20 protein-coding genes are annotated in these 22,762 nt (G+C 69.1%); 13 read left to right on the top strand and 7 right to left on the bottom strand.

From position 1 onward, the window contains the following. Nucleotides 1–100: 100 nt before the first annotated feature. The 4 genes from purL (at nucleotide 101) to AC3WS6_RS03135 (ending at nucleotide 3,827) form a co-directional block, all read left to right on the top strand. A complete protein-coding gene (purL, locus tag AC3WS6_RS03150; protein ID WP_492499615.1) occupies nucleotides 101–2,434 on the top strand; it encodes a phosphoribosylformylglycinamidine synthase subunit PurL in 2,334 nt (777 codons plus the stop codon). Continuing rightward, nucleotides 2,431–2,574 (top strand): hypothetical protein, encoded by a 144-nt coding sequence (locus AC3WS6_RS03145; protein ID WP_492499614.1) that lies wholly within the window; start codon nucleotides 2,431–2,433, stop codon nucleotides 2,572–2,574. The genes purL and AC3WS6_RS03145 overlap by 4 nt, the downstream gene beginning before the upstream one ends. Nucleotides 2,575–2,847: 273 nt before the next feature. Next, nucleotides 2,848–3,555, top strand: a complete 708-nt coding sequence (locus tag AC3WS6_RS03140; RefSeq protein WP_492499613.1) for a DUF2786 domain-containing protein — start codon at nucleotides 2,848–2,850, stop codon at nucleotides 3,553–3,555. A gap of 62 nt (nucleotides 3,556–3,617) precedes the next feature. After that, entirely contained in the window at nucleotides 3,618–3,827 is a 210-nt protein-coding gene (locus tag AC3WS6_RS03135; RefSeq protein WP_492499612.1) for a hypothetical protein, read from the top strand. 25 nt (nucleotides 3,828–3,852) lie between these two features. Here AC3WS6_RS03135 and AC3WS6_RS03130 read toward each other — a convergent pair whose 3' ends face one another. Next, nucleotides 3,853–4,422, bottom strand: coding sequence for a TetR/AcrR family transcriptional regulator (locus AC3WS6_RS03130; protein ID WP_492499611.1), 570 nt, complete (start codon nucleotides 4,420–4,422; stop codon nucleotides 3,853–3,855). A 72-nt stretch (nucleotides 4,423–4,494) separates the two neighbouring features. Here AC3WS6_RS03130 and AC3WS6_RS03125 point away from each other — a divergent pair, with 72 nt between their 5' ends. Further along, nucleotides 4,495–7,035 carry an MMPL family transporter gene (locus tag AC3WS6_RS03125; protein WP_492499610.1) on the top strand — a complete coding sequence of 847 codons (2,541 nt, stop codon included), beginning with the start codon at nucleotides 4,495–4,497 and terminating at the stop codon, nucleotides 7,033–7,035. Between the two features lie 363 nt (nucleotides 7,036–7,398). Here the strand turns inward: AC3WS6_RS03125 and AC3WS6_RS03120 are convergent, their stop codons facing one another. The 5 genes from AC3WS6_RS03120 to phnD all read right to left on the bottom strand — a co-directional run bounded on the left by AC3WS6_RS03120 (nucleotide 7,399) and on the right by phnD (nucleotide 11,512). Continuing rightward, nucleotides 7,399–8,019, bottom strand: a complete 621-nt coding sequence (locus tag AC3WS6_RS03120) for a TetR/AcrR family transcriptional regulator (RefSeq protein ID WP_492499609.1) — start codon at nucleotides 8,017–8,019, stop codon at nucleotides 7,399–7,401. 116 nt (nucleotides 8,020–8,135) lie between these two features. Further along, nucleotides 8,136–8,903, bottom strand: a complete 768-nt coding sequence (locus AC3WS6_RS03115; RefSeq protein ID WP_492499608.1) for a tyrosine-protein phosphatase — start codon at nucleotides 8,901–8,903, stop codon at nucleotides 8,136–8,138. Then, nucleotides 8,900–9,736 (bottom strand): phosphonate ABC transporter, permease protein PhnE, encoded by an 837-nt coding sequence (gene phnE, locus AC3WS6_RS03110; protein ID WP_492499607.1) that lies wholly within the window; start codon nucleotides 9,734–9,736, stop codon nucleotides 8,900–8,902. Before phnE ends, AC3WS6_RS03115 begins: the two co-directional genes overlap by 4 nt. Then, complete coding sequence (locus tag AC3WS6_RS03105) at nucleotides 9,723–10,541, bottom strand: phosphonate ABC transporter ATP-binding protein (RefSeq protein WP_492499606.1); 819 nt, start codon at nucleotides 10,539–10,541, stop codon at nucleotides 9,723–9,725. Before AC3WS6_RS03105 ends, phnE begins: the two co-directional genes overlap by 14 nt. A gap of 68 nt (nucleotides 10,542–10,609) precedes the next feature. After that, nucleotides 10,610–11,512, bottom strand: a complete 903-nt coding sequence (gene phnD / locus AC3WS6_RS03100) for a phosphate/phosphite/phosphonate ABC transporter substrate-binding protein (RefSeq protein WP_492499605.1) — start codon at nucleotides 11,510–11,512, stop codon at nucleotides 10,610–10,612. A 212-nt stretch (nucleotides 11,513–11,724) separates the two neighbouring features. Between phnD and AC3WS6_RS03095 the strand changes: the two genes are divergently transcribed. The 4 genes from AC3WS6_RS03095 (at nucleotide 11,725) to AC3WS6_RS03080 (ending at nucleotide 16,184) form a co-directional block, all read left to right on the top strand. Further along, on the top strand, nucleotides 11,725–12,075 hold the full coding sequence (locus AC3WS6_RS03095; RefSeq protein WP_492499604.1) for a TraR/DksA family transcriptional regulator: 351 nt from the start codon (nucleotides 11,725–11,727) through the stop codon (nucleotides 12,073–12,075). Between the two features lie 139 nt (nucleotides 12,076–12,214). Beyond that, the gene (locus AC3WS6_RS03090) at nucleotides 12,215–14,440 is read left to right on the top strand and encodes a glycoside hydrolase family 3 C-terminal domain-containing protein (RefSeq protein WP_492499603.1); all 2,226 of its coding nucleotides are present in this window, start codon (nucleotides 12,215–12,217) and stop codon (nucleotides 14,438–14,440) included. Between the two features lie 44 nt (nucleotides 14,441–14,484). After that, nucleotides 14,485–15,342: a hypothetical protein gene (locus AC3WS6_RS03085; RefSeq protein ID WP_492499602.1), complete on the top strand. Its 858-nt coding sequence runs from the start codon at nucleotides 14,485–14,487 to the stop codon at nucleotides 15,340–15,342. Then, a complete protein-coding gene (locus AC3WS6_RS03080; protein ID WP_492499601.1) occupies nucleotides 15,339–16,184 on the top strand; it encodes an SMP-30/gluconolactonase/LRE family protein in 846 nt (281 codons plus the stop codon). Before AC3WS6_RS03085 ends, AC3WS6_RS03080 begins: the two co-directional genes overlap by 4 nt. 16 nt (nucleotides 16,185–16,200) lie before the next feature. Here AC3WS6_RS03080 and AC3WS6_RS03075 read toward each other — a convergent pair whose 3' ends face one another. Further along, nucleotides 16,201–17,139, bottom strand: a complete 939-nt coding sequence (locus AC3WS6_RS03075) for a LysR family transcriptional regulator (protein WP_492499600.1) — start codon at nucleotides 17,137–17,139, stop codon at nucleotides 16,201–16,203. 114 nt (nucleotides 17,140–17,253) lie between these two features. Between AC3WS6_RS03075 and AC3WS6_RS03070 the strand changes: the two genes are divergently transcribed. The 4 genes from AC3WS6_RS03070 (at nucleotide 17,254) to AC3WS6_RS03055 (ending at nucleotide 22,737) form a co-directional block, all read left to right on the top strand. Next, complete coding sequence (locus tag AC3WS6_RS03070; RefSeq protein ID WP_492499599.1) at nucleotides 17,254–18,573, top strand: MFS transporter; 1,320 nt, start codon at nucleotides 17,254–17,256, stop codon at nucleotides 18,571–18,573. Nucleotides 18,574–18,651: 78 nt separating this feature from the next. After that, a complete protein-coding gene (locus AC3WS6_RS03065; protein ID WP_492499598.1) occupies nucleotides 18,652–20,289 on the top strand; it encodes an amidohydrolase in 1,638 nt (545 codons plus the stop codon). A gap of 110 nt (nucleotides 20,290–20,399) precedes the next feature. Then, nucleotides 20,400–21,248: an SDR family NAD(P)-dependent oxidoreductase gene (locus tag AC3WS6_RS03060; protein ID WP_492499597.1), complete on the top strand. Its 849-nt coding sequence runs from the start codon at nucleotides 20,400–20,402 to the stop codon at nucleotides 21,246–21,248. 487 nt (nucleotides 21,249–21,735) lie between these two features. After that, on the top strand, nucleotides 21,736–22,737 hold the full coding sequence (locus AC3WS6_RS03055; protein ID WP_492499596.1) for a magnesium and cobalt transport protein CorA: 1,002 nt from the start codon (nucleotides 21,736–21,738) through the stop codon (nucleotides 22,735–22,737). Nucleotides 22,738–22,762: the final 25 nt, after the last annotated feature.

Genomic DNA, 22,762 nt, shown 5'->3' with positions numbered 1-22,762 from the left:
AGCGGATGCCGGCATCCGTCGCCCCGACGCACGCACCGCGGCCCGCAGCATCCCCCGGTAGACTGGCCCTGCCCCGCCGGCCCCTCATCTAGGAGTGCGCGTGACCACCGCCCCTGCACCTGCCCACAAGCACGTCCCCGACTCCGTCGAGAACGCCACCGCGACTCCGGAGAAGGAGCAGCCGTACGCAGCGCTGGGCCTCAAGGACGACGAGTACGCCCGCATCAAGGAGATCCTGGGCCGCCGCCCGACCTCCGGCGAGCTGGCGATGTACTCCGTCATGTGGTCGGAGCACTGCTCGTACAAGTCGTCGAAGAACTACCTGCGCCGCTTCGGCCAGAAGGTCTCTGACGAGATGAAGGAACGCCTCATGGTGGGCATGGGCCAGAACGCGGGCGTCATCGACGTCGGCGAGGGCTGGGCCGTCACCTTCAAGGCCGAGTCGCACAACCACCCCTCGTTCATCGAGCCGTTCCAGGGTGCGGCGACCGGCGTCGGCGGCATCGTCCGCGACATCATCTCGATGGGCGCACGCCCGGTCGCGGTCATGGACGCCCTGCGCTTCGGCGCGATCGACCACCCCGACACGGCCCGCGTCGTGCACGGCGTGACCAGCGGCATCAGCTTCTACGGCAACTGCCTGGGCCTGCCGAACATCGGCGGCGAGACGGTCTTCGACTCGGTCTACCAGGCCAACCCGCTCGTGAACGCGCTCGCGGTCGGCGTTCTGCGCCACGAAGACCTCAAGCTCGCGAACGCGACCGGCGTCGGCAACAAGGTCGTGCTCTTCGGCGCCCGCACGGGTGGCGACGGCATCGGCGGCGCCAGCATCCTGGCATCCGACACCTTCGCCGACGGCGGACCCACCAAGCGCCCCGCGGTGCAGGTGGGCGACCCGTTCGCCGAGAAGGTGCTCATCGAGTGCTGCCTCGAGCTGTACCGCGACGAGCTCGTCGAGGCGATCCAAGACCTCGGTGCCGCCGGCATCTCGTGCGCGACCAGCGAACTCGCGGCCAACGGCAACAGCGGCATGAAGGTCTCGCTCGACAACGTGCTGCTGCGCGACCCGTCGCTCACGGCCGAGGAGATCCTCATGTCGGAGTCGCAGGAGCGCATGATGGCGATCGTCGCTCCCGAGAAGCTCGACGCGTTCCTCGCCGTCGTGCAGAAGTGGGACGTCGAGACCTCCGTGCTCGGTGAGGTCACCGGAGACGGCCGCCTCGTCATCGACTGGCAGGGCGAGCGCATCGTCGACGTCGACCCCTCGACCGTCGCGGTCGACGGCCCGGTCTACGACCGTCCGGTCGCGTACCCGACGTGGATCGACGCACTGCAGGCGGATGCCGCCGAGAACCTGCCCCGGTCGAACGACCCCGAGGTGCTGCGCGAGCAGTTCCTCGACCTCGTCGCCTCGCCGAACCTCGCCGACACCCGCTGGATCACCAACCAGTACGACTACTACGTGCTCGGCAACACGGCCCTCTCGTTCCCCGATGACGCCGGCATGATCCGCGTCGACGAGGAGTCGGGCCTGGGCTTCGCGATCTCGACCGACGCCAACGGCCGCTACTGCCAGCTCGACCCGTACGCCGGTGCACAGCTCGCCCTCGCGGAGGCGTACCGCAACGTCGCCGTCACCGGAGCGGTGCCGACCGCGATCACCGACTGCCTGAACTTCGGCTCCCCCGAGAACCCCGAGGTCATGTGGCAGTTCGGGCAGACCGTCGACGGCCTGGCCGACGGATGCTACGAGCTCGGCACCCCGGTCACCGGCGGCAACGTCTCGTTCTACAACCAGACCGGCGACGTGCCGATCCACCCGACCCCGCTCGTCGGCGTGCTCGGCATCATCGACGACGTCTCGCGCCGCATCCCCTCGGGATGGCAGGACGAGGGCCAGAACATCTACCTGCTCGGCACGACCTCGACCGAGCTGTCGGGTTCGGCGTGGGCCGAGACCGTGCACCAGCACCTCGGCGGGCTGCCCCCGAAGGTCGACCTCGCGGGCGAGAAGCGCCTCGCGGGTCTGCTCGGAGCCGCCCGTGACGAGTGGCTGATCTCGTCGGCGCACGACGTGTCCGAGGGCGGCCTCGCGCAGGCCCTCGCCGAGGGCGTCTCGCGCTTCGGCGTCGGCGCGCGCGTCTGGCTGAACGAGATCATCGAGCGCGACGGTGTGGATGCCGCATCCGCCCTGTTCTCCGAGTCGACCGGCCGCGTCATCGTGACCGTGCCCCGCGAAGACGACGTCAAGTTCCGCGGACTCTGCGAGGGCCGCGACTACCCGGTGATGCGCATCGGCGTGACCGACTCCGAGGGCGCGAAGCTCGAGGTGCAGGACGTGTTCACGGTGCCGATCGCCGAGATCCGCGAGCGTTCGCAGGCCACGCTGCCCGCCGCCTTCGGGCCGACGGTCACCGAGCCGGTCAGCGCATGAGCGGCGACGGTCTGAGCGAGGACTACGGCGATCTCGGCGAGAAGCGCAATCGCCGGCTGCGCATCGTCGCCTGGACCGTCATCATCGCCCTCATCCTGGGTGGCGGCGGCGCGACCGTGATCACTCTGCTTCTCGGCTGAGTCGGTCTCGCCTCTCCACCCCACCCCCGGCCCCGGGCCCCGGGCCCCGGGCCCCGGGCACAACTTCGGAGCACCCGGGCAACACCCCGGCGCACCGGGCCGTTGTGACGGCGAGTCGGCGGCGGGCTCCGAGTTTGTGCCCGGCCCGACCCCGGCATCCTCTTCTGCACCGGCATCCGTCACCTGGGGTTCTGCACAGGCACCGGAAATCGGCATCCGAATGTCGGTGCCGCCGGGGAGCATTCACGGCACCACGAACTCCAGGGGGATGCCATGACCGAAGCCAAACTCGACCTGATCGCCAAGCTGCTGGCGAAGGCTGAGAGCACCACACCCGAAGAAGCCGAGGCGCTGACCGAGCACGCCGAGCGCCTGATCGTGAAATACGGGATCGAGCAGGCGCAGATCGACGAGCGACGAGGGCGGCTCGGGCAGACGCAGGAGCAGATCGTCACAGAACGGATGCTGTTCCGCGGCGTCTACGCGAAGGATCTGCGTGAGATCGGCATCGGGGTGGCCCGGGGGCTCGGCGCCGTGCGGCCGCTTCTGGCCGAGTACCCGCCGATCGCCGGACTGCTGCTGGTGGGCCACTCGTCCGATGTCGCACAGGTGCAGACGCTGACCGCCAGCCTGCAGGTGCAGGCGATGGTCGCGATGCGCAGCTGGTGGCTCGAACACCGCCACTTCTACGTCGAGCAACGCGAAGGGGTGAAACGGCGTGCGCGCAGCGGATTCCTGCGCGGATTCGCCGTCGGCGCCATGAGCCGGATCGAAGAGAGTCGCCGCGTCACCGTCGAAGAGAGCGGCACGGGCACAGAGCTCGTTCTCGCCTCCCGGCGGAGCCGCGTCGATGCGGCGGTCGACGAGATGCACACCTCGCACGCACGGCGTCGACGCACCGCGGATGCCGGCTCGTGGTCGCACGGGCATCGATCAGGACGGCAGGCGCAGACCGGTGGTCGTTCGGTGGCATCGAGATGACCTCGTGTCCGCGCGGCGGATCCGAGATGTGCCCGTCGTCGTGCGAGAGCTATGCTGCCCGCATGGACGAATCCGGTTACTGGTTCCTCGGAGGAGCATCGAGCCTCACGGCATTCATGCTCACGATGTCGACCGCGCAGTCGGAGTGGTGGTCGATACTGACCATCGTCGTGACCCTCGCCGGTGCTGCCGTGATGTTCACCCGTGGCGGGCTGGATTGGCGTGCGGCTCGTCGTCAGACCGCCGCCGGCGCGCAGACGCCGTCGGCGTGACGACGGCGCACCTCGACGGCCGAGGTCAGCGCCCGAAGAGGTAACGCGTCAGCTGCACGATCGACTCGGGATCGTGGGCTTCCCGGCCGAGGGACTCCACGATGATCGCCCCGAGGATCGCTCGGCCCAGTTGCTCGACGGGAGCGTCTGCGGGCAGCTGTCCGTCGCGGATGCCGCCCCGCATGCGCTCCGTGAGGTATTTCTCGACGCCCAGGCTGTCGCCGAGGTGCGCGCCGACGCCGGCATCCTCTGTGGCCGCTGCCACCAGCGAGCGCAGCAGCGCGCCGCCTTCCGGCGCGTCGAGGATCGAGAGCACACTGCGCAGCCACGTCTCGACATCGGCAGCGAGGTCACCGGTGTCGGGCACCACGAAGTCGACGGGTATCAGACGTCCTTCTGCGAGGCATTCGCCGATCAGTGCACCGCGGGATGGCCACCATCGGTAGATCGTCTGTTTGCCGACGCTGGCCTCTTTCGCGATCCCCTCGATCGTGAGACGGTCGTACCCCTGGTTGTGGAACAGCCGCGCCGTCGCGTCGAGGATCGCCTCGCGGGCAGCCGTGCTGCGCACAGGTCCGCTTCGATGCTCGTTCACCACCCGTTCAGGATAACCACAGAACCCTAGACGATACGCACCGTATGATCTATTCGTCTGAAGGAGATCGTTTTGGCTTCACTGCTGTACCGCCTGGGTTCGCTCGCTGCACGCAAGGCATGGACGGTGATCGTGTCGTGGATCGTGATCCTCGGGCTCGGCGTCGGCGCCTTCCTCACACTCGGCGGCACACTGAGCAACAGCTTCGACATCCCCGGCACCGCCTCGGGCGCAGTGACCGACCAGCTCGCCGAGAAGCTGCCCGACACCGCGGGCGGCACCGGCACGGTCGTCTATCAGACCACCGACGGCTCGGAGTTCACCGACGAGCAGAAGCAGGAGATCTCGGCCCTCGCGGCGAGCGCCGAGGATCTGGACGGCGTGGCCTCGGTCGTCGACCCGTTCGACGCACAGCAGCAGCAGTCCGACCAGGCGCAGCAGCTCGCCGACGGCGAGAAGCAGATCACCGACGGTCGCACGCAGCTCGATGCCGGGCAGGCCCAGCTCGACGCGGGTCGTGCGCAGCTCGATGCGGGTCTCGAGCAGCTGACCGCGGCTCGGGCGCAGGCAGAGGCCGGCGGAGCCCCGGCCGAGCAGCTCGCGGCACTGGATGCCCAGATCGACGCGCTCACCGCCCAGGCCGCCGAGCTCGACGCGCAGCAGAACACCCTCGACGAGTCGCGTGCCGAGCTCGAGCAGAACGCCGAGCAGGCCGAACTCGGCTCGACCCTCCTCGACCTCACGAACGGCATCGGCGTCGTGTCCGACGACGGCTCGGCCGCCATCGTCAACGTCTCGTTCGAAGACCCGCGCCTCGAGCTCTCGGAAGAGGTCAAGGAAGGCACGATCGAGCACTTCGAGTCCTCGCCGATCGACGGCGTCGAGGTGAACTTCGGCACCGACATCGCACAGGGCGTGCCCGAGATCTTCGGCGTCGGCGAGGCGATCGGCCTCGCGTTCGCGGCAGTCGTGCTGATCGTGATGCTCGGCTCGCTCATCGGCGCGGCACTCCCGATCGTCACGGCGGTCGTCGGCGTCGGCGTGGGTGTGACGGCATCCCTCGCCTTCTCGGGAGTCGTCGACATGGCATCCGTGACCCCGGTGCTCGGCGTGATGCTGGGTCTCGCCGTGGGCATCGACTACTCGCTCTTCATCGTGAACCGGCACCGCAAGCAGCTGCTCAACGGCGTTCCGGTACGCGAATCCATCGGGCTGGCCACCGGCACCTCCGGCACGGCGGTCGTGTTTGCGGGAACCACCGTGATCGTGGCGCTGCTCGCCCTCAATGTCACGGGTGTTCCGTTCCTCGGACTCATGGGCACCGTGGGCGCGGTCTGCGTGGCGGTCGCCGTGCTCGTCGCGATCACGCTCGCCCCCGCGATCCTCGGCCTCGTGGGCACTCGACTGCTCAGCGGCAAGGCCCGGGCCACGATCGGGCAGCCGCACGCTGCGGGCAAGCCCGTGAAGCGCATGTCGACGCTGCGCGCGATCGTCACGGTGCTCGTCAGCGTCGTGGCGCTGCTGATCGTCGCGATTCCCTCGATGTCGATGCGCCTCGGCCTGCCCGACGGCGCGAGCGAGCCCTCGGACTCCACGAGCTACCGCGCGTTCCACGTCGTCGACGAGCAGTTCGGCGAAGGCGCGAACGGGCCGCTGCTCGTGACCGCCACGCTCGATGACGCGGTGAGCGACGACGATCTGCTCGCCACCCAGGTCGAGGTCGCGCAGACGCTCTCCGACCTCGACGACGTCGTCGCCGTCGCGCCGGTCGCGGCATCCGAAGACAACACGCTGCTCGCGTTCCAGGTCCTGCCGGCCGAAGGCCCCAACAGTGCGTCGACCGAGAAGCTGGTGCAGGACATCCGTGCCCTGCCGCAGCTCGACGGCGGCATCACGCTCGGCGTGGCCGGCCAGGCGGCGACCAACATCGACATCTCGGAGGCGCTCGCCGGCGTGCTGCCGCTCTACCTCGTGGTCGTGGTCGGACTCTCGCTGCTCATCATGATCGTCGTCTTCCGGTCGCTGCTCGTGCCGATCATCGCGACCGGTGGCTTCGTCCTGTCGCTGTTCGCGACGTACGGCCTGATCGTCGCCGTCTTCCAGTGGGGCTGGGGCGCAGACCTCATCGGGTTGGACAGCGCAGGACCGATCCTCAGCTTCCTGCCGGTGATCCTGGTCGGCATCCTGTTCGGACTCGCGATGGACTATCAGCTGTTCCTGGCCTCGGGAATGCGCGAGGCGTATGTGCACGGAGCCTCCGCACGGGATGCCGTGGCGCAGGGCTTCCGGGCCGGACGCTCGGTCGTCGTCGCGGCCGCGCTCATCATGGTGTCGGTCTTCGGCGGGTTCATCTTCTCGGAGTCGACCATCATCCGCTCGATTGGATTCGGCCTCGCCTTCGGTGTGCTGCTCGATGCGTTCGTCGTGCGAATGCTGCTCATGCCGGCGCTCATGCACCTGCTCGATCGTTCGGCCTGGTGGCTGCCGCGGTGGCTCGACCGCATCCTGCCCAACGTCGACATGGAGGGCGCAGCGCTCGAGCGCGAGCACCCCGGAGTGCGCACGGATGCGGTGCCGGTCGTCGCGAACGCCGAAAAGCCCGCCGCACACTGAGGCGCACTGAGGTGCCTCAGTGCGCCTCGCACGCCTCCGGGCCCTGGGCTGTGGGCTTGAAGGCTTGGACGCTTGAGGATCCTTTGGACCTGGAGGGCCTAGGACCTCGTGCCCGCTCAGTTGGCACCTCATGTCGCAATTACGCCGCCCAAGCGACAACAGGTGCCAACTGAAGATCGGTGCTCGGGGTTCAGTTGGCACCTGTTGTCAGAATTACGTCTCGATTGCGACAACAGGTGCCATACGAAGGCAGCCTGCACGTGAGGTCAGAGCACCAGGCCAGAGCCAGAGTCAGAGTCAGAGTCAGAGTCAGAGTCAGAGTCAGAGCCAGAGCCAGAGCCAGAGCCAGAGCCAGAGCCAGAGTCAGGCGACCATCCCGCGCCAGAGCACGTCGACGGCTGCGCGCATGCGCGCCGTCACCGCGGGGTCGTCCATTCGATCGCCCCGCACGACGATCTGATAGTAGGCCGTGCCGGCGAGCGCGTCGAAGCACGCCTCGACGTCGAGGTCGGCCCGCAGTTCTCCACGAGCGATCCCGGCGCGCAGCGCGTTCAGCAGTGGCACCCGGCGCCGCGACACGTGCGACTGCCAGTACTCCTTCTGCACAGCGCGGTCGGCCATCACGAGCCGGATGCGCTGACGGAATCGCTCCTCGGAGTAGCCGGATGCCGCAACCGACATGGCCAGTCCAGACCCGCCGATACCGAACCCGTCGAACACTGCCTCGCGAAGATCGGCGCCCTGCGGGTACTCCGGCGGAATCGTTCGTCCGACGTCGAGCGCTGCCGCGATCAGCGTCGTGAGCGATGGCCACCGCCGATACAGCGCGGCCCGGCTCACACCGCTCCGCGTCACGACGCGGCTGACGGTGACATCCTCACCCGCATCGATGATGTCGAGCGTCGCCGCGAGGATCTGGCCGTCCATGTCCTCATCGCGCGGACGGCCGGGGCGGCGGGGAACCGCCACCTCGGCATCCGTCATGCCTGCTGGTCGTGCGGTTCCCCGCGCTCCGGTTGCAGTTCGTGCCGCATGCAGGGGGTCCGAAGCGGCACCAACTGCGACCGGAACGCCCACGACACCACCCGAAGCGAGCAGGGTCACGCGGCGAGCGCCCGCTCACGGAGCCGCGCAATCGTCGCATCCGACAGACCGGCCGCCCGCAGCGGCGCGAGCGTATCGCCGTGCTGCTCGCGAAGCGTGTCGAGCAGGGTGCGCATCGACACCTCCATCGACCCTTCGAGCAGCGACGAGGTCGACTCGACGGCCGACGCGTCGAACCCGAGCGCCTTCCACATCGCGCCCATCACGGGAGCGGTGCGCTGCATGATCGCGACCATGTTGCCGCCGGTCAGGGCGTAGTCGGCGACGATGTCGTCATCCGCCGCCCCGAGAGCGAGCAGCAGCATCGCCGCCACCACGCCGGTGCGATCGCGCCCGGCTGCGCAGTGGAATGCCGCAGTCCCCGGGGTGTGCGCGATCACGTTCAGCGCCGTGACGAGCTGGGGCGCGGCGACCTCGACCATGCGCAGGTACATCCGCCCCATCGCGTCGTGGCTGAGCTCGGGAGCCTCCCGGTTCATCGACTCCCCGACATCCGCGATCAGCGGCAGGTGGTGGTACGCGACGGGGTAGTCGGCGAGCGGACCCCGCCCCGTGACCGAGACCTCGAGCGGCGAGCGCAGATCGATGATCGCCGTGAGCCCCGCGGCGACGAGCTGTGACGCGATCTCGGTCGTGACGTAGGCGAGGTCGTCGGTGCGGATCGCCAGGCCTTCGCGCAGCACTCCGCCGTCGATCGGGATGCCGCCGAGGTCGCGCAGGTTGACGGGGGCGCTGAGCACCAGGTCGATGTCGGCGATGGTCATGTGATTCTCCTTCGGATGAGGGCGCTGCCCTGGTCGATCGCCGTGACGAGCACGATGATGCAGATGATGATGGCGCTGAGGTGGCCGTAGTCGTACATGCGCATCGCGGTGGTCAGCTCGAGGCCGATGCCACCGGCGCCGACGAGGCCCAGGATGGTCGCGCCGCGCACATTGCCCTCGAACAGCAGCAGCGTGTACGAGGTGAGCAGCGGGGCACTCTGCGGCAGGATGCCGTACTGGATGACCTGTCGCTTCGAGGCGCCGACCGCTTCCATCGCGACGACGGGCCCGCGGTCGACCTGCTCCATGGCCTCGGCGAAGATCTTGCCGATCGAGCCGATGGATCCGAGCGTCATGGCCAGGATGCCGGCGAACGGACCGAGTCCGACGGCCGAGACGAACATGAGCGCGAACACCAGGTCGGGCACCGAGCGGATGATGTTCATCACCCATCTCGTCGGGTAGTAGACCCACTTCGGGGCGATGTTCGATGACGCCCCGAAGGCGACGAGCAGCGAGAGCACGGCCCCGAGCACGGTGCCGACGACCGCCATCTGGAACGTCTCGAGCAGCAGCGCGAGGATCGTGCCGATCTTCGAGAAGTCCGGCGGGAACAGGCGCGACAGGAACTCGCCCATGTTGACCGCGCCGTCACCCAGCTTGATGAAGTTGAACTCGGCGCCGTTGAACGACCAGATCAGCAGCAGCGCGGCGATCGGGAGTCCGATCAGGAACCGCGCGCGCGGCACACGGAAGGCGCGCTCGAGCCGAGAACGCTCCGCCGCATCGAGGGCCGGCCGTGTCGTCGTGGGCCTCGGGTCAGTGAGCGTCATCGTCGTGCTCCTCGTCGTCGTAGAGCGGCGCGAGGGCCGCGGCATCCAGCTGCGATGTGGCGCCGGCCACCAGCATGCGTCCGTGCCGCAGGCCGATGATGCGATCACTGTGAGCGAGGGCGAGCGGCAGCACGTGCAGGCTGACGAGCACCGGGATGCCGTCTTCGGTGGCGATCTCGCGCAGCAGCTCGAGCACCGAGTCTGCGAGCTTGGGGTCGAGAGACGCGACCGGCTCGTCGGCGAGGATCACCTTGGGCTGCTGCATGAGGGCACGGGCGATCGCGACGCGCTGCTGCTGTCCGCCCGAGAGCGACCGAGCGGGAGCGTTCGCCTTGTGCACGATGCCGACCCGGTCGAGCAGTTCGAGCGCACGCCGACGGTGCGCGCTCCTGAAGCCGCCGATCAGGTTGAGGGGTCCGGCACCGTGCAGGGCTCCGGCGAGGACGTTCGTCATGACGCTCAGTCGCGGGATGAGGTTGAACTGCTGGAACACCTGGCCGACGTCCGACCGCAGCATGCGCAGCTCTCCTCGCGCGAGGTTCGTGACGTCGTGACCGGCGACCCGCACCGACCCGGCCGAGATCGGCGCGAACCCCGTGAGGCTGCGCATCAACGTCGACTTGCCCGAGCCCGAGGCGCCGAGCAGCGCGACCATCTCGCCCGGGAACAGGTCGAGGTCCACTCCGTCGAGCACCGTGGTCGTGTCGTACGCGACACTGAGGTCCCGCACGGTGACCAGCGGCAGGGCCCGACGGAGTTCGGCGGTGGAGGTGCGGGCGGTCGACGTTTCGTCTCGTCGCTCCACTCCTCGCTCGACGACCAGAACCTCGTTGTGCGTTGAGCGAGCGGAGCGAGACGTAACGCCGTCACTCGTCACTTCAGGTCCTTGAGCTCGACGCCGGCGACAGCGGCGATCTCGGCGAAGGACTCGAACGACGAGGCATCCGGGTCGACCGTCTGCGGGGCGGCGGCGAAGGCGCCGTACGCGCCGAGGGCCTCGGCGTTCTCGGGCGAGAAGACCTCGGCGATGCCCTCCTGGATGACCGTGCGGGTCTCGGCGTCGAGCGACTGGCGTCCGAGCACGGCGCCCTGGATGTCCATGGCCGGGCTCTCGCCGACCGCACGCCACTCGCCGTCCGCGAACGGGAACATCGGTGCGCCGAGCTCGGTCAGCATGACGGCGGTGCACGCGGCATCCACCTGTCCCTGCTGCAGAGCGGCGAAGCTGCCCTCGTGCCCGCCGGCGAAGATCGCCTCGTAGTCGGCGCCCTGTTCGAGGCCGGCCTCATGCAGCATGTACACCGGCATGAAGTATCCCGAGCTCGATGCCTGGTCGGCGAAGGCGACCGTCTTGCCCTCGAGGTCTTCGACCGTCTGGATCGGCGAGTCGTTCAGCACCACGCAGGTCGAGACCGGCTTGCCGTCTCCCTGGAACGCGACGAGCGCGTCGACCTCGCCGGTGTTGACGGCCAGCGCCGAGGGGAAGCCACTCATGATGCCGATGTCGACGTGGTCGGCACGGATCGCCTCGACGACGCTGAGGTAGTCGGGCACGTCGGTGATCTCGACGTCACGGCCCGTGGACTCTTCGAGGAGCTGGGCGAAGACCTCGATCGGGTTCTCGGCGGTGGGGTCGTCGCCGACCGGAAGTGTGGCGATCGTGATGGGCGCGTTCGGGTCGGCAGGAGCCGCTTCGGCGGTCGGGCTCTGGCAGCCAGTGAGGGCGAGGGCGGCGACGCCGAGGAGGCCGATGGCGGGCAGGGTGAAGCGGCGCATGATGACCTTTCGGGAGGAGGCGTTCCCGAATTCCGAGAACAGTGGTATTCCAACTCGCGAAGGTGACAGGCAATTACGAGACCGCCGTACTCGAAACGGAACGCTGGGTGAACGACTGGTGACGGGGCTCGGTGCTTGGGTCTCGGGTCTCGGATGCCGGATGCCGCAGAGACCGAATGCCGAGTGTCGGACACCCGACCTAGAGTGTGGGCATGACGACGGATGCGCGCGCACGCCTCGAATCGTTGCGTGCTGACGGGGCGGAGCGGGTCGCCTCGACCGCGGCCACGCTCGCCGAGCTGATGCACGACCGCGAGGGGTCGAACGATGACGACGAACACGACCCCGAGGGCGTCACGCTCTCGTCGGAGTGGTCCCGGCTGACAGGGCTCGCCGAGGCCGCGGCATCCGAGCTCCAGCAGGTCGACGACGCGATCGCACGCGTGGATGACGGCACCTATGGCGTGTGCGCGAGCTGCGGCCGACCGATCCCGGCCGCGCGGCTCGAGGTGCGTCCGTTCGCCACGCACTGCGTCGCGTGCGCGGAGAAGCTCGGGCTCTGATCCCACCCCTCGTCACCCGGGCCCGGTCTGACCTGCACGGGTTGTGAACAAAAATCTAACGGTATAAGGTTTTCACATTCGAGCAGAAGCCGCCCTCCCGGATGCGGCGCAGAACCGGCTCAACGGCGAGAGGAACCACATGTCCGAGCCCACCGGCGCGCGCGCCCAGGACCTCACCCTCGACGAGAAGGCATCGCTCACCAGCGGAGCCGACTTCTGGACCACCAAGAGCGTCGATCGCGTCGGCATCCCCTCGCTCATGCTCACCGACGGTCCCCACGGTCTGCGCAAGCAGGGCGGCGACACCGACCACCTCGGGCTCGCCGGCAGCGTGCCCGCCACCTGCTTCCCGCCGGCCGTCGGCCTCTCGGCCACCTTCGATCCCGAGCTCGCCGAACGCGTCGGCGTGGCGCTCGGCATCGAGTCGGCCATCGAAGACGTCGCCGTGATCCTCGGCCCCGGCATCAACATCAAGCGCTCGCCGCTCTGCGGACGCAACTTCGAGTACATGTCGGAAGACCCGATCGTCTCGGGCGCGATGGGCGCTGGTCTCGTGCGCGGCATCCAGTCGCAGGGCGTGGGATCGTCGCTCAAGCACTTCGCGGCGAACAACCAGGAGACCGATCGCCTGCGCGTCTCGAGCGACGTCGACCCCCGCACCCTGCGCGAGATCTACCTGCGCGGGTTCCAGCGGGTCGTCGAAGACGCCCAGCCGTGGACGGTCATGTGCTCGTACAACCGCATCAACGGCGTCTACGCGTCGGAGGATCCGTGGCTGCTGACGACCGTGCTGCGCGACGAGTGGGGCTTCGAGGGCATCGTGGTCTCGGACTGGGGCGCGGTGAACGATCGGGTCACCGGCCTCGTCGCCGGCATGGACCTCGAGATGCCCTCATCGAACGGACGCACGGATGCCGAGATCGTCGCCGCCGTGCAGAACGGCAGCCTCGCCGAGTCCGACCTCGACACCGTGGTCGACCGGCTCATCGACCTCACCCGCAAGGCGCAGGCGCGCCCCGCGGCATCCGGCCCCCTCGACGTCGATGCGCACCACGCACTCGCCCGTGAGGTCGCCGGTCGCTCGATCGTGCTGCTGCGCAACGAAGGCGGCATCCTGCCCCTGCAGCCCACCGCGACGCTCGCGGTGATCGGCGAGTTCGCCCGCACCCCGCGCTTCCAGGGTGCCGGCTCGTCGCAGATCAACCCGACTCGCATCGACACCGCGATCGATGAGATCCGTGCGCTCAGCAGCGCCGACGTCGCGTTCGCCGCGGGATACACGACCGGCGAGACGGATGCGGAGACGGATGCGGATGCTCTGCGGGCTGAGGCCGTGACCGCCGCAGCGGCCGCCGACGTCGCCGTGGTCTTCCTGGGCGTGCCCGCCCACGAGGAGTCCGAAGGCTTCGACCGAGAGCACATCGACCTTCCGGCGGCGCAGCTCGCGCTGCTCGACGCGGTCGTCGAGGCGAACCCGAACACGGTCGTCGTGCTGTCCAACGGCGGCGTGGTGGCGATGCCCTTCGCCGACCGGGTGCCCGCGATCGTCGAGGCCTGGCTGCTCGGCCAGGCCGGTGGCGGCGGCACGGCCGACGTGCTGTTCGGCGTGGTGAACCCGTCGGGCCGTCTGGCCGAGACGATCCCGCTGCGCCTCGAAGACACCCCCGCGTTCGGCAGCTTCCCGGGCGAGCACGGCCACTCGGTCTACGGCGAGGGGCTGCTGGTCGGATACCGCTGGTACGACGCGCGCCGCATGCCGGTCGCGTACCCGTTCGGCCACGGCCTGTCGTACACGACGTTCTCGTACGGCGAGGCGACGGCATCCGTCGACGGCTCGGGCGACGTCATCGTCGCCGTGCCCGTCACGAACGCCGGAACCGTCGCGGGCCGCGAGGTCGTGCAGGCGTACACGAGCCTGCCCGGCTCGTCGGTGCAGCGCGCGCCCCGCGAGCTGAAGGCCTTCGCCTCGGTGCTGATCGAGCCGGGTGAGACGAGGCAGGTCGAGCTGCGGCTGCGCCGTGCCGAGCTCGCATACTGGGACACCCGCGTCGACGGGTGGATCGTCGAAGACGGCGAGTACGTGGTCGAGGTCGGATCCTCGAGCCGCGACCTGCGCGCCTCGACCGCCGTCGCCGTCACGGGTGACGAGGTCGTGCTGCCCGTGACCCTCGGCTCGTCGTTCGAAGAGCTTCTGGGAGATCCGGTGGTCGGTGCGGAGTTCGGCGCCGTCATCGCCGAGAAGTTCGGCGCAGAGGGCGACGAGATGCTCAAGATGCTCGGCAACTTCCCCGTCGGACGCCTCGACGGGTTCCCGCTGCCGCGCGCCGAGCTCGTCGCACTGGTCGAGCGCGCACAGCGCGGCTGAGCCTCGCACCTCTCGGGGAAGCCCGAGAAGTAGGCTGAGGCATCATGGACGAGTTCATCCGGGGGTTCTGGAATTTCGCGGGCGACTACTGGTGGCTCGTGTTCCCGATCATGGGGATGGCGGGCGGTGCCGCGAAGGCGTGGGAGCGCAGTTCGAAGCGCCGACACGAACGACGCATCGAGACCCTGCGCCTCAAGGCCGAGATCAAGGCCGCCCAGCTCGAAGCCCGCGGCAAGACTCTGCACGCCGGACCCGTGATCCTCGACACCACGGCACCCGTCGCCCCGCACGCCCTGCTCGAGCGACTGTTCGCCGAGCACGATGAGATCACCGCGAGATGGCTCGACTACGAGCTCGACGTGGCCAAGCTGATCGCCTACCCCGCCATGAGCGACGGGCGCCAGCCGCTGGTCGCCGCGTTCCTGCGCGCGAAGAAGACCGCGGATGCTCTGCGTCCGGCATCCGCGGATTCGAGCGTCACGGAACGCCAGGTGTCGGAGTACCTCGACGCCGTGGGCGCCTACGCGGTGGCGTTCGAGATCGCCGAGAAGGACGCGCGGCGTCTGCGTGACTCGACCTTCACCGAACCCGAGCGCAAGCGCCTCGACCGGGCGCAGCAGCTGCTCAAGGTCGCGGTCGACGAGTCGGCCACTCAGGCCGAGCGCAACGTCGCCTACCGGCGCGTGCGCGACGAGCTCGAAGGGCTCATCCTGCTGAGCGACGAAGCGGTGCAGGTGCTCGAGAAGCAGGTCGCCCGCGAGCTCACGGCACAGGCGACGCCGGCGACGGCGCCGGATGCTGCGGTGCCGGACGCTGCGGCGCCGGCGACCGCCCCCGCCCCCGGCAGCGCGGTGCCACCCCCACCCCAGCGGATGCCGATCCGGAAGGATGACACACAGTGACCCCCGAGAACCTCACCGGCCCGATCTGCGGGCACGCCGAAGCACCCGCGTGGTCACCGTCGTGGGGCGGCATCCGCTGGGTCGACGGCGAGGCCGCCGACCTCGTGACGCTGCGCGATGACGGCATCCATCGCCTGCACCTCGACGACGACTACGCCGCGTTCTTCCGTCCGAGGACCTCCGGCGGGTTCGTGGCCCTGGGATCCCGAAGCCTGCACCTCGCCGACACGGCCGACGGGCCCACCCGCATCGCCGCCACGTTCGACCTCGGTCAGGCGCGATTCAACGACGGCACGGTCGACACGCGCGGCCGGCTTCTGGCCGGCTCGATGGCACTCGACGACGCCGGCGCGGTGGGCCGCGTTCTGCGGATCGGGGCAGATCTCGCCACGACCGAGGTGCTCTCCGGCGTCGAGGTCTCGAACGGCATCGGTTTCACCGCCGACGGGGCGCGCGCGTATTACGTCGACACTGCGACCGGACGCGTCGATGTGTTCGACGTGATCGATGGCGACCTTCGCGACCGCCGCGGTTTCGTGTCGATCCCCGAGGATCTCGGCAGCCCCGACGGACTCACTGTGGCCGCAGACGGGTCGGTCTGGGTGGCGCTGTGGGGCGGCGGGGCCGTGCACGGCTACGCGGCCGACGGATCGCAGATCGCCCGCATCGAACTGCCCGTCCCCCAGGTGAGCGCGTGCACCTTCGGCGGCGACGACCTCGCCACGCTCTTCATCACCACCTCGGCCCAGGGGCTCGGCTCCGACCACGGCACGGAGGCCGGATCCCTGTTCGCCGTGCGCCCCGGGGTTCGCGGTCTGCCCGTCGTGCCGTTCGCCGGTTGAGACTCCGCGCGCGCCCTCAGCCCCGAGCGACCCTCTCGACCTGCGACGCCTGACCCGCGGCCCCTTCGATCTCCGCCACCGGGTCGTACAGCCCCCGCACGTGACCGGCTGCGAACGCTGTCAGCTGCTCGGCCACGTCCCGGATGTCCTCGCGGGCGTAGTGAGTGCGCTCCCAGCTCGCATAGAGAGCGCACTGCATCGGTCGCCCCCGGTGGTGTAGCGGCCGGGAGACCAGCCCGAACCGCGGCGGCTCGACGACGACGCACGGACCGTGTCCGGCCGACGAACGCGCCTGGATGATCGGGGCATCGGCGCCGAAGCCCGCCATCTCGGTCGACCACCCCTCGCCCTCCGCCGCCCGCTGGATCTGCGTCCACGCCGCGGAACCCGTTCCGGACGTCAGGAAGGGGGCGGCGAGCATCTCCTGCAGCTCGGGCCGCTCGTGCACCGCCAGCGGATGGGACGCCGGCATCTGGCACAGCAGGGGCAGCGTCATGACCCGCACGCTGCTCAGCCGAGAATCCGGCACGCTCGTCGTCACCGCGAGATCCGCACCGCTGCGCAGCCGGTCGTAGGTCTCGGGCGGCGTCGCCACGACCACGTCGGAGATCGGACCCCCGCCCGCGATGAACGGGGCGAGCACGAGCACGCTCGTCATCTCGGGAGCGGCCGCGACGAACGAGCGCTCCTTCTGCACGACGCCCGTCATCACCTCGCGGGCGCGTCGCCCCCGTCGCACGAGGTCGCGCGCCATCGGCTCGAGACGGTCGCCCGCATAGGTCTTCACCATTCCGTGCGGCATGCGTCGGAACAGCGCCGCACCCACCTGGCGCTCGAGCGAAGCGATCTGTCGCGACACGGTGGGTTGCGTTCTGATCAGGCGTTCTGCGGCGACACTCACCGACCCGCAGTCGACGACCGCGACGAATGCTTCCAGCTCTCGCTCTCCGTACATACACAAAGCGTATGCCGTTACCCGTTTTCTTCATTGGACGAGCATGGGCTGTGGCGGTGAGGATGGGCACACCCGATCAGCACCCGACTCCCCCTGACAGAGAGAGCCTTCCCGATGGCCAACTCGCGCACTGACATCAGCACTGCCCGGCAACGTCGTTCGATGGTGGGTGCCTTCGTGGGCACCGCGATCGAGTGGTACGACTTCTACATCTTCGGCACGGCCGCCGCTCTCGTCTTCGGCCGCGTCTTCTATCCGGAGGTCGCGCCCGGCGCCGCCCTCCTCGCCTCGTTCGCCACCTTCTGGGTCGGATTCCTGATGCGCCCCGTCGGCGGTCTGGTGTTCGGCCACTTCGGCGACAAGTTCGGCCGCAAGAACGTGCTCGTCCTGACCCTCATCCTGATGGGCAGCGCGACCACACTCATCGGCCTCCTCCCCACCTACGCGCAGATCGGCATGCTCGCGCCGATCCTCCTCGTCGTGCTCCGGGGCCTCCAGGGCTTCGCGGTCGGCGGCGAATGGGGCGGGGCCGTGCTGCTGTCGACCGAGAACGCCAGAGCCGAGAAGAAGGGCCTCGCCGGCGCCTGGGTGCAGCAGGGCTCGCCCGCCGGATCCATCCTCGCGACCCTCATGTTCCTGCTCGTGGGTCTGCTTCCCGACGAGCAGTTCATCACCTGGGGCTGGCGCATCCCGTTCCTCGTCTCTGCCATCCTCGTGATCGTGGGGCTCGTGATCCGCGTGAAGGTCGAGGAATCCCCCGACTTCGTCGCCGCGAAGGAGAGCAAGGAGGTCGTGAGCGCCCCGGTGCTCGTCGCCCTCCGCACCGCACCGCTGCTCATCGGCCTCGGCGTGCTCGCCTCGGTCATGGGAATCTCGAACGCCTACTTCTCGAACACGTTCCTGCTCGCCTGGACGACCGGCTCGCTCGGCATCGACCGTCAGCTGATGCTCAACATCCTGCTGGGCATGGCGATCCTGCAGTTCATCTGGCAGCCGATCGCCGCGAAGATCGCCGAGCGGCTCGGCATCGCCCGCGTCATGCTCGCCGGCCTCGTGCTCAGCGTGCTGCTCACCGTGCCGTACTTCCTCGCCATTCAGGCGGCCTCCCCGCTGTGGATCACCGTGACGCTCTACGCCACGATCATCGGCAGCACCGCGTACTACGCACTGCTGGCGACCCTCCTGGCCTCCGCGTTCCCCGCGCGGATCCGCTACTCCGGCGTCTCGCTGGCCTATCAGCTGTGTGCGACCGTGTTCGGCGGTTCCACGCCGCTCGTCGCCCAGTGGATCCTCAACTCCAGCGGCGGCAGCGTCTGGGGCGTCGCGGTCTTCTACGCCGCGATGATCCTCGTCACGATCGCCGGCGTCTGGGGCCTGCAGCGCCGGATCAGCCGATCGGTCGAGGCCGAGACCGCGGCTGTCGCCTCCGCCTGACAGCCGCAACAGAACGGCCCGACCGCCGCCCGCCGGCGGTCGGGCTTCCACCGCCCGTCATCGAAGACCGGAGAGACCATGCGCGTAGACGCGATCTTCACCAATGCCCGCATCCGCACCCTCGACCCCGAGCGGCCCACGGCGCACAGCATCGGCACGCTCAACGGACGCATCGTCGGCTTCGACGACGACCTGCACGGGGTCGACGCGGAACACGTCGTGGATCTGGCCGGCCAGCCCGTGCTGCCCGGCTTCCACGACGCCCACCACCACCTCTCGCTCACGGGCTTCCGGCTGGCATCGCTGAACCTGCGCCCCGGCGCCGTGAACTCTCTCGCCGAGCTGTATGACGCGGTGCGGGTTCACGCCGACGGCCTGGCTCCGGATGCTTGGGTGCGCGGCTCCGGATACGACCAGAACTTCCTCGAGGGCCACCCCACCGCCGAGGCTCTGGATCGGGTGTCGGGCGGACGCCCGGTGATCCTCGAGCACGTCTCGGGGCACATGATGGTCGCCAACACGCGGGCCTTCGAGCTGGCCGGATACCCGCGACGAGACGGGTTTCCCGACATCGCGGGCGGCGGCACCCCCCGCGACGCCGACGGACGCCCGCAGGGTCTGCTGCAGGAGTCGGCGATGGCCCCGATCTTCGCCCTCGTGCGGCCGATGGGCCTCGACGAGGTGCAGCGCAACCTCGGGCTCGCGAGCGATCAGGCGCTGAGCTACGGCCTCACCTCGGTGACCGAGCCCGGCATCGGCGAGATCCGCATGGTCGGCAACAACCCGCTCGACTACCACGCGTACCAGACGGCGGTCGAGCAGCGTCTGCTGCGGGTGCGGACGACCCTGATGCCCTACATCACGGTGCTGCATCCGTTCTCGGACCTGCCGGACAAGCGGATGCTCGGCCTCGACCTCGGCATCCGCACCGGCCTCGGCGACGACATGCTGCGCGTCGGCCCGGTGAAGATCGTCGCCGACGGTTCGTTCATCGGTCGCTCCGCCGCGATGCACGCGTGCTTCCACGGCGAGGCCGACAACTTCGGAGTGCTGCTGCACGAACCCGAGGCGCTGCGCGACTACATCGTCGGGGCGCACCTCGCGGGATGGACCGTCGCCACCCATGCGATCGGCGACCGCGCGATCACGCACGTGCTCGACGCGATCGAGCACGCGCAGCGGATCGCGCCGAGGCCCGACGTGCGGCACCGCATCGAGCATTTCGCCCTCGCGAGCGACGACGACATCGCCCGGGCGGCCCGTCTCGGCGTGATCCCCGTGCCGCAGGGAGTGTTCGTCTCGGACTTCGGCGACGGCATGGCGGCGGCCGTCGACGCTGACCGCCGAGACGACATCTACCGCGTGAAGTCCTTGGCGGATGCCGGGATCGTGCTCAACGGCTCGACCGATTCGCCCATCTCCGACGCGAACCCCCTCGTCTCGCTGCGCGACATGGTGCTGCGCCGCACGTCGAGCGGCGAAGTGCTCGGGGCGCGCGAGCGTGTGAGCGTCGACGAGGCGGTGCGTGCGTACACCCGCGGCTCGGCGTATGCCGTCGGGCAGGAGCAGCACAAGGGCACGCTGAAGGTCGGCATGCTCGCCGACTTCATCGCGCTGAGCGACGACCTCTACGAGATCGAGCCCGAGCGGATCTCCGAGCAGGAGGTCACCACGACGGTCGTCGGCGGCGAGGTCGTGTTCGGCGAGGGGTCCTGACTCTGCTGCTATAGCCTCGGGAGACCGGGTCCCACCACGAAGGGCGGACGGATGCGCGGCATCTCAGACCAGATCTCCTATGAGCACGTCACCGCGAAGGATGCTGCCGCGTGACCGGCGACGCGAAGACGATCGTCATCACCGGAGCATCCGACGGCATCGGCGCTGCAGCCGCGCGCCAGCTCGCGGCATCCGGCGATCGACTCATCCTGGTCGGCCGATCGGTCGAGAAGACCCGGGCGGTGGCCGCCGACTCGGGCGCCGAGTGGTTCACCGCCGACTTCGCCCGACTCGACGATGTGCGCGAGCTGGCGGCGAAGATCCTGGATGCTGTGGGCGACGACGGCATCGACGTGCTCGCGAACAACGCCGGAGGCATCTTCGGCGATCGCACCCCCACGGTCGACGGCCACGAGAAGACCTTCCAGGTGAATCATCTGGCGCCGTTCCTGCTGACGAATCTGCTGCTGCCTCGCCTTCTGCAGTCGGACGCCGCGGTCATCAACACCTCGAGCGTGGGCCACCGACTCTTCGGACACATCGACATCGACGACCTCGACAACGCGCGCAAGTACAGTGCGAACAAGGCGTATGGAGACGCGAAGCTCGCGAACGTGCTCTTCACGAAGAGCCTGCACACGAAGTTCCACGCCGACGGGCTGAGCTCGGTCGCCTTCCACCCCGGCACGGTGCGGACGAACTTCGCGGCCGACTCGTCGAGCATCATGCGACTCATCTATCAGAGCTTCCTCGGTCGGTTCCTGCTGACCGGCGTCGAAGAGGGCGGCAGCATCCTGCGCTGGTTCATCGAGGGAACGCCCGACGAGACCTGGTTCTCGGGCGCGTACTACGACGAGCGCACCCTCAGCAATCGCGTCAACCCGCAGGTCGACGACGCCGCTCTGGCCGAAGCCCTGTGGCAGAAGAGTGCCGAACTCGTCGGGATCACCCCCCGCTGACCGCCCCCTGCTGACCCTCACCCCCGCCTGCCCCGGGCCCCGGCCCCTCCCCCTTTTTCGAATCGCGCACATTGCAGATTCAAGGGCCCGCAGACTGCAAAGTGCGCGATTCGAAAGAACAGGGGGGGGACGGCCGGACAGACGGGGACGGCCGGACGGGGACGGCCGGATGGGGACAGACCGGGGACGGCCGGACGGGGACGGGCGGGGACGGGGGCGGCCGAGGAGCCGCCTCCCCGGAATCCAGGAGTATGCTGGCACATCGGGTCAGGTGGCCCCTTCAGAGCGCGAGAGGCGGTGATGGCGATGTCCGGTGATAGTTGCGACGCCGCCTTCGTTGCGTCGCGTCTGACGGCATCCGTGCGTTGAGCATCCGCTCCGCACCTGCACGTCCTGCTCCGCAGCCGTCGGCGGCGTCATCCGCCCCCTGACGAATACTGCGCACGCCCCTCCAGCTCGGCGTGCGCCTGCGAGAACGGAGCCCGCCATGGCCCTCATCGACAACGGCGTGTACGTCCACGGACGTCGCGTCGAGACCCCGAAGAACCTCGACGAGACCTACCGGTCGCTCGACGCGCACGGCGGCATCGCCTGGATCGGCCTCTACCGACCGAGCCCCCAGGAGGTCGCCTCGGTCGCGCGTGAGTTCGACCTGCATCCGCTCGCCGTCGAAGACGCGCTGTCGGGGCACCAGAGGTCGAAGGTCGAGCGCTACGGCGACACGCTCTTCGCCGTGCTGCGCCCCGCCCGCTACCGCGATGAGCAGGAGTCGATCGAGTTCGGCGAGCTGCACCTGTTCGTGGGTCCGGACTTCGTCGTCACGATCCGGCACGCGGAATCGCCCGACCTCGCCGCGGTGCGTCGGCGCATGGAGGCGCACCCCGAGCTGCTCGCTATGGGACCGGAGGCCGTGTTCTACGCGATCCTCGACGAGGTGGTCGACGGGTACGAGCCGATCGTCACCGGCCTGCTCAACGACATCGACGAGATCGAGGACCAGCTCTTCGGCGACAGCGACGACGATGCCCTCTCGCGCCGCATCTACGAGCTTTCCCGTGAGGTCATCAACTTCCAGCGCGCCGTGCACCCCCTCGCCGGGATGCTGGAATGGCTGCGCCGCGGATCTGAGAAGTACCGCATCGACGAAGAGCTGCAGCGGTCGCTGCGTGACGTGCTCGACCACGTGATCCGCGTGAACGAGCGGGTCGACTCGTTCCGGGCGATCCTCGAGAACGCCCTCACGGTGCACTCGGCTCTCGTCGCGCGACGGCAGACCGAGGCGGGTCTGGCGCAGAACGACGAGATCAAGAAGATCTCGTCGTGGGCGGCGATCATCTTCGCTCCCACGCTCGTCGGCACGGTCTACGGCATGAACTTCGAGGGGATGCCGGAGCTGAGCTGGTCGTTCGGCTACCCGGTCGCGATCGCCGCGATGGCCGCTTTCGCCGTCGGCCTCTACGGAGTGTTCAAGTACAAGAAGTGGTTGTGACACCCCGCGCCCTCATCGCCGGCGC

It is taken from the genome of Microbacterium sp. EB106-03-03-XG65, from assembly GCF_058791955.1.
The sequence above is the reverse complement of the archived record's forward strand: the minus strand, read 5'-3'. Positions and strand labels throughout refer to the sequence as shown.

Excerpts from the sequence above, each read along its gene's own strand:
- AC3WS6_RS03145 (WP_492499614.1), top strand. The coding sequence starts at position 2,431 with ATGAGCGGCGACGGTCTGAGCGAGGACTACGGCGATCTCGGCGAGAAG.
- AC3WS6_RS03140 (WP_492499613.1), top strand. The coding sequence starts at position 2,848 with ATGACCGAAGCCAAACTCGACCTGATCGCCAAGCTGCTGGCGAAGGCT.
- AC3WS6_RS03135 (WP_492499612.1), top strand. The coding sequence starts at position 3,618 with ATGGACGAATCCGGTTACTGGTTCCTCGGAGGAGCATCGAGCCTCACG.
- AC3WS6_RS03120 (WP_492499609.1), bottom strand. The coding sequence starts at position 8,019 with ATGACGGATGCCGAGGTGGCGGTTCCCCGCCGCCCCGGCCGTCCGCGC.
- AC3WS6_RS03115 (WP_492499608.1), bottom strand. The coding sequence starts at position 8,903 with ATGACCATCGCCGACATCGACCTGGTGCTCAGCGCCCCCGTCAACCTG.
- phnE (WP_492499607.1), bottom strand. The coding sequence starts at position 9,736 with ATGACGCTCACTGACCCGAGGCCCACGACGACACGGCCGGCCCTCGAT.
- phnD (WP_492499605.1), bottom strand. The coding sequence starts at position 11,512 with ATGCGCCGCTTCACCCTGCCCGCCATCGGCCTCCTCGGCGTCGCCGCC.
- AC3WS6_RS03095 (WP_492499604.1), top strand. The coding sequence starts at position 11,725 with ATGACGACGGATGCGCGCGCACGCCTCGAATCGTTGCGTGCTGACGGG.
- AC3WS6_RS03090 (WP_492499603.1), top strand. The coding sequence starts at position 12,215 with ATGTCCGAGCCCACCGGCGCGCGCGCCCAGGACCTCACCCTCGACGAG.
- AC3WS6_RS03085 (WP_492499602.1), top strand. The coding sequence starts at position 14,485 with ATGGACGAGTTCATCCGGGGGTTCTGGAATTTCGCGGGCGACTACTGG.
- AC3WS6_RS03075 (WP_492499600.1), bottom strand. The coding sequence starts at position 17,139 with ATGTACGGAGAGCGAGAGCTGGAAGCATTCGTCGCGGTCGTCGACTGC.
- AC3WS6_RS03070 (WP_492499599.1), top strand. The coding sequence starts at position 17,254 with ATGGCCAACTCGCGCACTGACATCAGCACTGCCCGGCAACGTCGTTCG.
- AC3WS6_RS03065 (WP_492499598.1), top strand. The coding sequence starts at position 18,652 with ATGCGCGTAGACGCGATCTTCACCAATGCCCGCATCCGCACCCTCGAC.
- AC3WS6_RS03055 (WP_492499596.1), top strand. The coding sequence starts at position 21,736 with ATGGCCCTCATCGACAACGGCGTGTACGTCCACGGACGTCGCGTCGAG.